Raw genomic sequence first — 13,250 nt, 5'->3', positions numbered from 1 at the left:
GTGAAATGATAAAAAAATTAGAAAATATAAATGTTACAAATGATGTTATAATGCCTAGAAAAATTAATGACAATCAACATGTAAAAAATAATCTTACGATTAATAATGCAAAAATATATAACTCTCAATTTTTAACTAATATGGATAGATTTTTATATTTTCATAAGCAAAATAAAATTCAAAAGTGGATATTGAATGAAAATATAAAGTTTGACAGTTATGATTTAATTCATGCGCATACGTTATTTTCAGATGGTTATCAAGCATTGAAATTACACAAACCTTATGTTGTTACAGTTAGAAATACAGATGTGAATTATTATTTAAAATACTTTAAACATTTAAAACCAACTGCCAAAAAGATCATTAACAATGCAAAAAAGCTAATATTTCTTTCTGAATCATATAAAGAAAAAACGTTACAAACTATATTTAAACAAGGTGAAGAACGAAATAAAAATTTAGAAAAATCAATAGTAATTCCTAATGGTATAAATGATTTTTGGATTAATAACATAAATAATAAAAATAAACAAATTACTGATGAAATCAACGTTCTATTTGTAGGTAGAGTGATGAAAAATAAGAACATAAAATTTTTAGCAGAAAATATAAATGAAGTAAATCTTAATTCTAAAGTGAATATCTATATAGTAGGAGAAATTATAGAAGAAAGTTACTATAATGAGTTGAAAAAATATGAGAATTTAAAATTTTTAGGTAAAAAGACAAAAGAAGAAATAATACAATTAATGCAAGATATGCATATATTTACTTTAATTTCGCACCATGAAACATTTGGATTAGTTTATTTAGAAGCTATAAGCCAGAATTTACCAGTGTTGTATACAAAGGGTGAAGGGTTTGATAATTATTTCATGGATGGTGAAGTGGGATACGCTGTAGATATAAATTCTAATGAGGATTTAATAGAAAAAACTAACAAAATTATTAAACAGTATGATGAATTTCAAAATAGATTATCAACAATTAATAAGCAAGATTTCAGTTGGGAAATGAATGCTTATAAACATAAGACTATTTACGAATCACTAATAAATAAAGAAAGTAATATCCAATGAAATTCATAAAAGATGTAATTTTTAATGTATTGGCACAAGCTATGTTTATTGCAGTACAACAATTAATATTATTTCCTGTTTTTGAAAAAAATTTAGGACAAAAGGAATTCGGTTGGTTTTTATTAATCTACGGTGTATTTAATGTTATTACTGTCACTATTGCTACAAGTTTCACTAATTTATATCAAAAGAAATTTAGTACTTTTTTGAATTCGTTCAAAAAAGTGAATGAATACTATGTTTTTTATAAAATAATGATCATTTATATTGGTATTTTTTGCATTATTGGAATAATAGGTGCTTTGGTCTTTAAACTTGGATTTATTATTTATTTACTACTTATGCTATTAATTATATTTACTACAAGTAGAATGTTTTTAATTGTATGGTATAGAGTGCACAAAAATTTCACGAAAATACTTTTAATAAATAGTGTTTTAAGCTTACTATACGCATTTTTATATATAGTGAATATTACAACTATTACCCAAATACTATTATTTTTTGTAGTTATTGAAATACTAATTAATGGGCTAGTTTATTTGATTTGTAAAATTCGAATAAAGGATTTAATAAAATCTAAAAATTTAAACTTTGCTCATGCTGATTTAAATTTTTTAATGATTTCTGGATTTGCTGGGTCATTACTAAACTATGTAGATAGATTTATTATTACTGCTTTATTAGGTGCATCAAGTGTGACTATATTCTATGTTGCAACATTACCTACTAAATTAATGTTATTTCCTTTTAATATGTTGTCATCCGTGGTGCTAAGTTACTTAGCAAGCTCTGAAAAATTGAAAAGATCATTGAAAATAAAAATTTTAATATCATTACCATTTATATTGTTAATTGTTTTTATTTCTACTTACTATATTGGAATTGTACTCATTCAATTTTTATATAAACAGTATTTAAATGATATTACTCACATATACAGTATAGTAACAATTACATTCGGATTGATTTGTCTAGACAGTATTTTAAGAAGCTTTTTATTGAAATTTTACTCAATAGGAAGAAAAACAATTTTAGACGTAATAACTTTAATTGTATTTGTTCTTCTATCTATAATATTTGTATTTTATTTTAAATCGATAGTTTCCATAGCTGTAGCACAGTTACTAACATATACATTGAAAGTATTAGTTGAAGTAATTATTTTAAGTAGATTAGAAGTTGAGTAATGAAATAAAGGTAATTTATGGAATATACAGGAAATTTGAAAATGGAGGGGGAAAATGAATAATAATGGAATGACTAGCAGATATACTGTTAGAGTCTCGAGTATAGTTTTATTTTCACTATATGCACTATTATTACTTGGGTCTTTAAATGCAACCGAGTCGAATTTTTCTAAAATAGGATTAAGTTCAATATTCATAGTTCTATTATTCACAACTTTAGGTTTAATTATATTTATAATCACAAAAAAGAATTTTTTGCCCGTACAAATATTGGTATTTAGTACAATTCTAATAGCACTAATAGTATGTATTTTTTCAATTATAGACAATGGATTTGGGTTAAAAGATGCAGTTAATACTGCTCAGATGATTCTATGTTTCAATTTATTACTTTATTTATCATTTATAAAAGTTGATTATTCAAATTTAAAGGCATTAAACATCTCAGTATTAGTATTTATGTTTATTCATTTTTTTATCTGGATTGCTTTAGGATTTCCAAGAATGTTTGCAAGTATTTATAATAATTCAAATTTAATTGGTCCATATATGTTTTATACTTCATTCTTTTTGATTTTAGGGATAAAATATTCAAAATTTAAAATTATATACATATTTGGTCTTTTCCTAAGCATCATCTTAGTTTTAGCTAGTGACACAAGGTCTATTTTATTAAGTATTTTTGTTGCATTTATTGTCTTTATATTTTGGAAATTAATAACAAGAAATAAATTAATAGCAGTTATTTCTTTTTCTGTATTAATGATTTTATTGTTAATGTTTATTTTTATTTATCCAATACTTCCATATTTTCATTTCTTTACCCCAATAGAGCAATGGATGCTTACACATACAGGTAAAAGTATAATGTCGGGAAGAAATGATATTTGGGTACCTTTGATTGAAATGATTAATTTAAAACCATATATTGGTTATGGTCCTGGTGCAATGGCAAGTGAGTTAATTGCTACAGACCAATCTCCACATAATTTATATTTAAATGTATTAATGCAACTAGGTTATATAGGTTTAATGGCATTTATATTGTTACTTTTAATTTTTTGGTTAGCAATATCTGAAGTTAAGAATAATTTTATTATTAGATTGGTAGGAAGTTACTTTATTGCTATTTTAATACATCAATCTTTTGAAATAACTTTGTTCCAAAATCAGTTATCTGTTGGTTTGTTACAATGGTTTATTTTAGGTATTGGATTTAGTATAGCTATAAATTCAAAATTAAAGGAAAACGCATAAATACTTTTGTTAAGGAGATTATAATATGAAAAAAGTATGGATTTTAAATCACTATGCAACTGATAATTATTTTAATGAAGGAGGTAGACATTACTGGATTTCTCAATTTTTATTGGAAAAAGGTTATGATGTTAATATTATATGTGCAAATACTAGACATAATTCAAATGATGTAGTTAATGTTTCAAAAGGTACATTTTCGAAATCTATTAAAAATAACATACCGTTCACATTTATAAAATCAACTCCTTATAAAAAAAATAATCATAAGAGAATATTTAACATTTTAAGTTTCACATTAAATTTATTAAGAACCAATAAAAAACTTGCCGATGAAATTGGAAAACCAGATATAATTTTAGCTTCAAGTGTACACCCTTTAACGTTAGTAGCAGGATTAAGAATGGCAAAATTTTGGAATATACCTTGTATTGTTGAAATTAGAGATTTATGGCCTGAAAGTATCGTAGCTTATGGAATATTAAGTGAAAATAACGTGCTAAGTAAATTGATGTATAAAGGTGAAAAATGGATATATCAAAAAGCAGATTCAATAATCATGACTTGGGAAGGTGGTTATGATTATATTAAAAATAAAGGTTGGTTTAACAAAGTAAATAAAGATAAGATACATCATATTAGTAATGGTGTTGTATTAAACTCCTTTTATAACAATAGTGAAAATTATAAAATTACCGATAATGATTTAAATAACAAAAGCTTGAAAACATTTGTTTACACAGGATCAATAAGAAAAGTAAATAATTTAGAGTTGTTGGTTAAAGCTGCAAAAATAATACAAGAAAAAAATAATAAGTCAAATATAAAAATACTAGTTTATGGTGATGGAGAAGAAAAGCATCATTTAGAAGAAATGGTGAAAAATCTATCACTTAAAAATATTGAATTCAAAGGTAGTGTACCTAAGAAATATGTACCATATATTTTGGAACATTCATATGTGAATATTTTACATAATAAGAGTACTGTTTTAGATAAATACGGTCAGAGTCAAAATAAGTTGTTTGAATATTTAGCAGCAGGAAATTCAATACTCCAAACATATACTACAGGCTATAGTGTTATTGATAAATATGAATGTGGGCAGTGTGTAGCAAAGCAAAGTCCTGAAAGTATTGCCAATGCTATCTTAGATATGGCTAGTAATGAAAGTAGAATATACAATGAAGGACAAAATGCTAAAGATGCTGCAAAGCATTATGATTTTGAAGTTCTAACAGATAAATTGGTTGATTTGATAGAAAAATAAAAAGGGTGAGTGCATGTTAAAAAGATTGTTTGACTTTTCTGTAAGTTTATTTGGATTGATACTAAGTGCACCAATTTTAATTATTTCTTACTTTTTAATCGCGACAAAGCTAGGAAAGCCTGTGTTATTTAGACAAATTAGACCAGGTAAAAATGAAGTGCCATTTGAAATCTTTAAATTTCGTACTATGACGGATGAAAAGGACAGTCATGGTGAACTGTTGCCAGATGATCAAAGAATGACCAAATTAGGCGCTGCTATTAGAAAAACAAGTGTTGATGAGTTGCCACAATTATTTAATGTGTTAAAAGGTGATCTAAGTTTAGTAGGACCAAGACCGTTATTAATGGAATATTTACCCTTATATAATGAAGAACAGAAAAAACGTCATCAAGTTAAACCAGGCATAACAGGTTGGGCTCAAGTCAATGGTCGTAACGCAATTACTTGGGAACAAAAATTCAAATTAGATGTTTGGTATGTAGAAAATCAGTCTTTCAAATTGGATATGTATATTCTTTATAAAACTGTTCAAAATGTTTTACAAAAGAAAGATATTAATGCTACGGATCATGTCACAACAGAGAAATTTAGAGGTAATTTATGATGAAAAAGGTTGTAATCATTGGTAATGGCGGTCATGCCAAAGTCATAAAGGATGTTATTAATGCACAGGGTGAATTTATCTTGGCTGGTTATTTAGACAATAACATTGATAATTATTATGAAGAAAGTGGATGCTTTTATGATAATTTATCACATTTAGAGCGCTATCGTAATGATTATTACTTTATTATTGCCATTGGTAATAATAAAGTAAGGGCACAAATTTTTGAGCAAAGTAATATAGCGATTAAGCAGTTCGCGAAAGTGATTCATCCTACTGCAATCATCAGTCCTTATAGTGAGATAGGCTATGGAACAGTGGTAATGCCGAATGCTGTTGTTAATGCAGATACGGTTATAGGTGAACATGTCATTATAAATACGAGTGCTGTTGTAGAACATGATAATCGCATAGGAGATTATGTTCATATTTCACCTGGAGCAATGCTAGCTGGTGGTGTTTCAGTGGGGAGGCAAACACATGTAGCTATAGGCGCCAAAGTCATACCGCAAATTAATATAGGCCAAGATTGTGTCATCGGTGCAGGTGCTACTGTTATTAATGATATTGAATCGTATCAAACGGTTGTAGGGACACCTGCAATATCTAAGGAGTGAATATAATTGGAAAATGAAAGAGTATTCTTGTCTAGACCGCATATGGGCGGAGACGAACTAGATTTTATCAACCAAGCATTTGAACAAAACTGGATTGCTCCATTAGGAGAAAATGTTACTGGATTTGAAAATGATATAAAAGCATATGTTGGTGTGAATGAGGCTTTAGCAGTAAGTAGTGGAACAGCTGCGATTCATTTAGCCTTGATAGAAAGTGAAGTTGGTGTAGGAGATATTGTATTTTGTTCATCATTAACATTTTGTGCGACGTCTAATCCTATTTTATATCAAGGTGCAACACCCGTACTTATCGATTCTGAATTAGATTCTTGGAATATGTCTCCAAATGCACTTGAAAAAGCTTTTGAAAAATACGCAGCAAAGGGCCAATTGCCTAAAGCTGTGATTGTAGTTAATTTATATGGTCAATCTGCACAATTAGATAAAATAAAAGCACTTTGTGACCAATATAAGGTTATATTGATTGAAGATGCGGCTGAATCGTTAGGGTCTGAGTATCAAGGTGCAATGAGTGGTAGCTTAGGAGATTATGGAATATTTTCATTTAATGGCAACAAGATCATCACAACAAGTGGTGGAGGAATGTTAGTAACTCACAGTAAATCTAATAGAGATCATGCATTGTTCTTGTCTACACAAGCTCGAGACAAAGCGTTACATTATCAACACAGTGAGTTAGGTTATAACTATAGATTAAGTAACATTTCTGCTGGAATTGGTAGAGGACAAATGAAAGTGTTAGATAAGCGAGTTGAAAGAAGAAGAGCAATCTTTGATAAATATCAACGTGAACTAAGTAATATCGAAGGGCTCGAATTCCAACCTGAATTAAAAGATTCCAAATCAAATCGCTGGCTCACAGCGTTGACTATTGATGAAAGTAAAGCTGGTTTCTCTGCAAATGACATAATTCATAAATTAGATGAAGCAAATATTGAGGCACGACCAGTATGGAAGCCTATGCATTTACAACCACTATATAAAGATTATGACTTTATTTTTGATCATGAGGATAATGCTAAATTCCTATTTGATCATGGTGTCTGTCTACCATCTGGATCAGATATGACTGAAGCACAACAAGATAAAGTCATTGCTATAATCAAAGAACTAAAATAATAAAATTAGTAATAACAATTTATACTGAATTAAGTATAGTTGTTGATGTTCTGTCATTTTATAATAGTGATTTATCACTGAATTTCGAAACAGGCTAAAACATTAAGTAACAATGTTTTAGCCTGTTTTTTTCACCTTAAAAAGTCAAATTAATATCTTTAACTGTTGTTAAAGCAAACAATTAATAATTAGCGCAATTACTGTGTGCAGAATGGCAGTGCAATATTTAACTAGAATACCATTTATCAATCCTTCTAAGTATACGAACTGCTATAAAAAGACTTTCAACTGAAGATAAAGTATAATAAATATTAGTACTAGGTGCTAAATACCTAAATGAAATATGTAATTATCAACGATAGAAATGAGGGATATGATGTCTAAAGTAATTCAAAATTTAGAATCTGCATTTGAGGGCTTAACGGATGGCATGTCGATATTAGCAGGTGGATTTGGGTTGTGTGGTATACCGGAGCATTCAATTGAAGCAATTCGTGCTAAGGGGACGAAGGGTTTAACAGTGGTGAGTAATAATTGAGGCGTAGATGATTTTGGTTTAGGTAGATTACTGGAAAATAAGCAAATTGATAAGATGGTTAGTTCTTATGTAGGTGAAAATAAAATCTTTGAGCAACAGTTAATTAATGGTGAATTGGATGTGGAATTAACGCCACAAGGTACATTAGCTGAGAAATTGCGTGCAGGTGGTGCTGGTATTCCGGCATTTTATACGAAGACGGGTGTCGGTACGCTTGTCGCTGAAGGTAAGGAAACGCGTGACTTTGATGGTGAAACATTTCTTATGGAGCGAGCAATAACAGGGGATTATGGCATTGTTAAGGCGAAAAAGGCGGATACTTTTGGTAATTTAGTCTTTGAGAAGACTGCGCGTAATTTTAATCCGCTATGTGCCATGGCTGCAACGACTACAGTTGTTGAGGTTGAGGAATTAGTAGAAATTGGTGAAATTGACCCAGATGAGGTACATTTGTCTGGTGTTTATGTGGATTATATTTATTTAGGGAAGTATTTTGAAAAGAGAATAGAGAAACGCACTGTAAAGGAGGCTAATCATGAGTAAACAAATCCAAAGGCAAAGGATTATTCAACGTGCAGCGAAAGAAATTGAAAGTAATATGGTTATTAATCTTGGTATCGGTATGCCGACATTAGTTGCCAATGAGCTTAATGATCATGTGCAGAATGTTTACTTCCAATCTGAAAATGGTTTATTAGGTATTGGACCTTATCCAACGGAGGATGAAGTAGATGCTGATTTAATCAATGCGGGTAAGGAGACGGTTACTGCTGCTAAAGGTGCATCATTCTTTGATAATGCAGAGTCCTTTGCCATGATTAGAGGTGGTCATATCGATTTGGCCATTCTAGGTGGTATGGAAGTTTCTGAGAAGGGTGATCTAGCAAATTATATGATTCCTGGGAAATTAGTCAAAGGTATGGGTGGCGCCATGGATTTAGTCGTTGGCGCAAAGAAAGTGGTTGTGATAATGGATCATATGAATAAGCATGGAGAGTCTAAAATTAAGGCACAGTGTGAGTTACCGTTAACTGGTGCGCAAGTGGTGGATACATTAATTACTGATTTGGCAGTATTTCAATTTGAACATGGTGTGATGCAGTTAATAGAACTACAAGAGGGTGCGACGTTAGAGCAAGTTGAAGCAAGTACTGACGCGTACTTTGAAAATCATTTAAAGTAGGTGTGAACAATGGTCAAAGATAAAGTGACGATAATTACGGGTGCGGCAAGTGGTATTGGTCTTGGCATTGCAAAGGTATTTCTTGAACATGGAGCAAAGGTCGTATTGGCTGACATGAATAAAGAGAAATTAACTAGTGAGGTAGAGCAGTTAATTGCATCGGGGTACGATTGTATGGCAATTCAAGTAGATGTCACAGATGAAATGGCTGTTCAACAAATGATAGACCAGACCGTAGAGCAATATGGTCGTTTGGATGTATTGTTTAATAATGCTGGACTTCAGCATGTTGAAGCGATAGAGTCATTTCCAACAGATAAATTTAGACAAATGATTGATATTATGTTGACGGGAAGCTTTATTGGTACGAAATATGCTTTACCAATTATGAAGGCGCAACAAAGTGGCAGAATCTTAAATATGGCTTCAATTAATGGTGTGATAGGATTTTCTGGAAAGGCAGCTTATAATAGTGCGAAACATGGCATTATTGGTTTGACGAAAGTAACAGCATTGGAAACGGCTACAGATGGTATTACTGTGAATGCGATTTGTCCTGGATATATAGATACACCATTAGTTAGAAATCAGATGGCTGATTTAGCTAAGCATAGAGGTGTGAGTGTGGAAGCGGTACTTGAGGATGTATTATACCCATTGATTCCACAAAAGCGTTTGGTTGATATTGCTGATGTTGCGAATTATGCGTTGTTCTTATGCAGTGATGGCGGAAAGAGTGTGACAGGTCAATCTATATTAATTGATGGTGGTTATACTGCACAATAATTATTATAAATATGTGTGATTTAGAGTTGTCATGTTTTATGTTATGTTTGAAGAAATAGTATTCAGATAAGGTGTAATAAACATGAAACGGTATGATGCGCAATTTTCAGAAATGCTTACTATAATAGTACCAGTTATTCTGGTCTTATTATCAAACTTTATAGATAAATCGTCATATCATTTAGTATTAATGACACTATATGTAATTGTTTTTGGGTACGTAGTAATTAGAAAGCTAATTACTACGGTACAGGCTATTGATAATTATCGACATACAAGGCAACCGGTGTTTATAACGGTGAAGGCAGATTTGTGGTTGGCCTTTACTTTATACATAATATTTATGATGTGTATTGTCGGTATCATTTATACGATTTTATTTTGGCAGTGGCCAGTAAATATTGTAGTTATAGCATGTATTGTGGGAGTGATTTGCCTGCTAATATTTATTACAAGTATCTTGGGTAAACGCTCATTTGTCTTTAGTGATAATCATGAACAGTAGGGGTGTTTTATGCTTTATATTAATGCAGAGGAACAAGAGAAATTGTTAAATATGGAAGAAGTCGTTGATGCGGTTGCACAATCATTGCGTGCTTATTCTGAAGGCAAGACGGATACGCCGTTGCGTTACGTATTACCATTTAATGAGGATAATCGCTATTTAGTAATGCCGGCATTATCAGATGAATTAAAAATAGTTGGCTTGAAAACGGTGACGGTTGCACCTAATAATTCAAAACAAGGTAAGAATACAATTGTTGGTTCGGTTATTTTATCAGACTATGAAACTGGTGAAACGTTGGCTGTTCTGGAAGGTTCTTATTTAACTAAAATTCGTACGGGTGCAATTTCTGGTGTAGCCACTCAGTATCTTGCGCGCAATGATGCATCGACTTTATGTGTTATTGGTACAGGTGATCAAGCTCAAGGACTCATTGAAGCGGTACTTGCAGTGAGAGATATTAAGCGAATTCAGTGCTTTAATCGTACGTATGACAAAGCTGTGAAATTTGCTGAGATGGTACAGCAACAACATAAAAAAATAGAGGTTGAAGTATATGAGCGAGTAGAGCATGCTATTGCTAGTGCTGATGTGATTGTTACTGCAACCAATGCTCAGACACCAGTGTTTGACCAAATGTTAGAGCCTGGGGTACATGTTAATGCGGTAGGTTCATTTAAACCAGATATGCAAGAGTTGCCATCTCAATTAATCGCGAACGCGGATAAGGTAGTTGTAGAAGCTGAATCTGCTGCTTTAGAAGAAACAGGCGATTTGCTTACACCTATATCAGAAGGTGAATTTACGGCAAATGATTTGCATGGCGAATTGGGACATATCGTTGCAAAACGCTTGGAAGGCAGAGTCTCAGATGACGAAATTACGGTATTTAAATCTGTAGGTGTTGCTATAGTAGATATTGTGGTAGCAAATTATTTTTATCGTAAAAAGTTAAATGCATAATAGTAATCTATCATAAGAGGTTGACCATTGGCGTGCTTTAGTTTGCGAATGCAATATTAAAAGTGTCATAACAGCGATGGGGCCTCTTTTTTTAATATATAAAAACTTTATTGTGTAACCAAATTAATATTTAAAATTAATTTATAGCATAGTAAGATAGTGATAAGAAATATACATAATAATTAGGGGTGGCGTAATTGAATAAAATCGCAAAGTATTTAACAGTTTTTTCTTTAGCAAGTACTATGACTTTATCGACAACGGTGACTGCAGATGCAAACACTACTACAGCAACGAAACAATCGGAAGTAAAGCAACAAGCATCAACTGAGCAACAGGTTAATCTAGGTGCAGAGAATATCATGGCAGTTTCATGGTATCAAAATTCTGCTGAAGCTAAGGCTTTATATTTACAGGGGTATAACACAGCAAAGACGAATTTAGATCAAGAATTGAAAAAACATAAAAAGAATAATGGACATAAGAAATTAGCGATTGCATTAGATATTGATGAAACAGTATTGGATAATTCGCCTTATCAAGGTTATTCTGCATTACATAATAAATCATATCCAGAAGGTTGGCATGAATGGATTCAAGCAGCTAAAGCTAAACCAGTTTATGGTGCTAAAGATTTCTTGCAATATGCTGATAAAAAAGGTGTAGATATTTATTATATTTCTGATCGCGATAAGGACAAAGATTTTAAAGCAACTAAAGAAAATTTAATTGCGCAAGGATTACCACAAGCAACAGATCAACATATTATGTTAAAAGGTAAGAATGACAAAAACAAAGCAGAGCGTCGCGATAAAGTTAGAAAAAATCATAAATTAGTTATGTTATTTGGTGATAATTTATTGGACTTTGATGATCCTCAACAACCGACACAAGCTTCACGTGAACAATTAGTAAATAAACACCAAAAAGATTTTGGTAAGAAGTATATTATTTTCCCTAATCCAATGTATGGTAGTTGGGAATCAGTGTTATATAATAATGACTTCAGTCAATCTGATGCTAAAAAGGATCAATTACGTAAGCAGTCTATCCAATATTTTGACCCTGAAACAAGTGCAATTAAGCAAGGTCAAACAACAAATAGCAATTAATAGTTGCAGGTAGAGCCACTAAAATGTGACAATAATCCAATATCATATGACTAGTAAATGGTGAATAGAAGTTAAATGCGTATAAGGTGGTTAAGAAAAATGAAATCAATATTATTAATTGGTCAATCTAATATGGCTGGACGTGGCTTTATAGATAGCGTATCTCCGATTATTGATGAGCGTATCAAAGTATTGAAAAATGGTCGTTGGCAAATGATGGCTGAACCTATTCATGGTGACAGATCTGTTGCGGGTATTGGTCCAGCAGCTTCATTTGCTAAAATGTGGGTTGATGCACATCCCGGTGAAACGCTTGGTTTAATTCCTTGTGCTGATGGAGGTACAGAGATTGATGAGTGGTCAAAGGATGGCGTGTTAACACGTCATGCATTAATGGAAACTCGCTTTGCGTTAGAAACGAGTGAATTAATCGGTATCTTATGGCATCAAGGTGAAAGTGATAGTTCTGGTGGAAAATATCGAACATACGCTTCTAAGTTACAACAATTGATTGAGGTTTACCGCTCTGAATTAGCATTGCCGCAGTTACCATTTATTATAGGTGAGCTCGGAGATTATCTAGGAAAATCAGGATTTGGTTTAAGTGCTAATGAATATAGTCAAATCAATCAATGCTTAAGAGATGTAGCAAATGATGTAGAGCATTGCTATTACGTTACAGGTTCTGGATTGCAGGCTAACCCAGATGGCATTCACATTGATGCAGCATCACAACGTTTATTAGGAATGCGTTATTTTGCAGCATTTAATCAACAAACGCATATTCCTGAACCATTATTAGAGGAAGAACACGCAGACACGCTATTATATAAAACGGAATATACTAAAAATGAACAAATGTATCAGTTAGTTGAATCATTTTCAAAGAGTGAGATTAACTTTGAAACATTTGCGGCTGAAATGGCTAAATTGCAATCATAAAATAAAGGTGTCGTATGTACAGTATCGAATTGTACATATGACACCTTTTAAATATTAA

13 protein-coding genes and 1 pseudogene are annotated in these 13,250 nt (G+C 31.5%); all 14 read left to right on the top strand.

Features of this window, described 5'->3' with window-relative positions; all coding sequences use genetic code 11:
• Positions 1 to 5 precede the first annotated feature (5 nt).
• The 14 genes and pseudogenes from ACF91D_RS08360 (at position 6) to ACF91D_RS08295 (ending at position 13,192) form a co-directional block, all read left to right on the top strand.
• Complete coding sequence (locus ACF91D_RS08360; RefSeq protein ID WP_232161473.1) at positions 6 to 1,082, top strand: glycosyltransferase family 4 protein; 1,077 nt, start codon at positions 6 to 8, stop codon at positions 1,080 to 1,082.
• Positions 1,079 to 2,272: a polysaccharide biosynthesis protein gene (locus ACF91D_RS08355; RefSeq protein WP_119624616.1), complete on the top strand. Its 1,194-nt coding sequence runs from the start codon at positions 1,079 to 1,081 to the stop codon at positions 2,270 to 2,272. The genes ACF91D_RS08360 and ACF91D_RS08355 overlap by 4 nt, the downstream gene beginning before the upstream one ends.
• Before the next feature lie 54 nt (positions 2,273 to 2,326).
• A complete protein-coding gene (locus ACF91D_RS08350) occupies positions 2,327 to 3,529 on the top strand; it encodes an O-antigen ligase family protein (protein WP_119624615.1) in 1,203 nt (400 codons plus the stop codon).
• A gap of 25 nt (positions 3,530 to 3,554) precedes the next feature.
• Positions 3,555 to 4,799: a glycosyltransferase family 4 protein gene (locus ACF91D_RS08345; protein WP_107527685.1), complete on the top strand. Its 1,245-nt coding sequence runs from the start codon at positions 3,555 to 3,557 to the stop codon at positions 4,797 to 4,799.
• A 13-nt stretch (positions 4,800 to 4,812) separates the two neighbouring features.
• On the top strand, positions 4,813 to 5,406 hold the full coding sequence (locus ACF91D_RS08340; RefSeq protein WP_107527684.1) for a sugar transferase: 594 nt from the start codon (positions 4,813 to 4,815) through the stop codon (positions 5,404 to 5,406).
• Positions 5,403 to 6,023 (top strand): acetyltransferase, encoded by a 621-nt coding sequence (locus tag ACF91D_RS08335; protein WP_306669272.1) that lies wholly within the window; start codon positions 5,403 to 5,405, stop codon positions 6,021 to 6,023. Before ACF91D_RS08340 ends, ACF91D_RS08335 begins: the two co-directional genes overlap by 4 nt.
• 6 nt (positions 6,024 to 6,029) lie before the next feature.
• Positions 6,030 to 7,163, top strand: a complete 1,134-nt coding sequence (locus ACF91D_RS08330) for a DegT/DnrJ/EryC1/StrS family aminotransferase (RefSeq protein WP_269667719.1) — start codon at positions 6,030 to 6,032, stop codon at positions 7,161 to 7,163.
• 376 nt (positions 7,164 to 7,539) lie between these two features.
• Positions 7,540 to 8,244: pseudogene (locus tag ACF91D_RS08325) on the top strand (CoA transferase subunit A).
• On the top strand, positions 8,237 to 8,884 hold the full coding sequence (locus tag ACF91D_RS08320) for a 3-oxoacid CoA-transferase subunit B (protein WP_042737987.1): 648 nt from the start codon (positions 8,237 to 8,239) through the stop codon (positions 8,882 to 8,884). Before ACF91D_RS08325 ends, ACF91D_RS08320 begins: the two are co-directional and overlap by 8 nt.
• Positions 8,885 to 8,893: 9 nt before the next feature.
• On the top strand, positions 8,894 to 9,670 hold the full coding sequence (locus tag ACF91D_RS08315; protein ID WP_107527683.1) for a 3-hydroxybutyrate dehydrogenase: 777 nt from the start codon (positions 8,894 to 8,896) through the stop codon (positions 9,668 to 9,670).
• Positions 9,671 to 9,752: 82 nt separating this feature from the next.
• Entirely contained in the window at positions 9,753 to 10,175 is a 423-nt protein-coding gene (locus ACF91D_RS08310; protein WP_107527682.1) for a hypothetical protein, read from the top strand.
• Positions 10,176 to 10,184: 9 nt separating this feature from the next.
• On the top strand, positions 10,185 to 11,138 hold the full coding sequence (locus ACF91D_RS08305) for an ornithine cyclodeaminase family protein (protein WP_107527681.1): 954 nt from the start codon (positions 10,185 to 10,187) through the stop codon (positions 11,136 to 11,138).
• Between the two features lie 197 nt (positions 11,139 to 11,335).
• Positions 11,336 to 12,250 carry a 5'-nucleotidase, lipoprotein e(P4) family gene (locus ACF91D_RS08300; RefSeq protein ID WP_042737991.1) on the top strand — a complete coding sequence of 305 codons (915 nt, stop codon included), beginning with the start codon at positions 11,336 to 11,338 and terminating at the stop codon, positions 12,248 to 12,250.
• A 99-nt stretch (positions 12,251 to 12,349) separates the two neighbouring features.
• Positions 12,350 to 13,192, top strand: a complete 843-nt coding sequence (locus ACF91D_RS08295) for a sialate O-acetylesterase (protein ID WP_107527088.1) — start codon at positions 12,350 to 12,352, stop codon at positions 13,190 to 13,192.
• Positions 13,193 to 13,250 lie beyond the last annotated feature (58 nt).

This window comes from Staphylococcus sp. 231237_7MaSpsaltlick (assembly GCF_043107035.1).
This window is presented reverse-complemented; position numbering and strand designations above follow the sequence as displayed.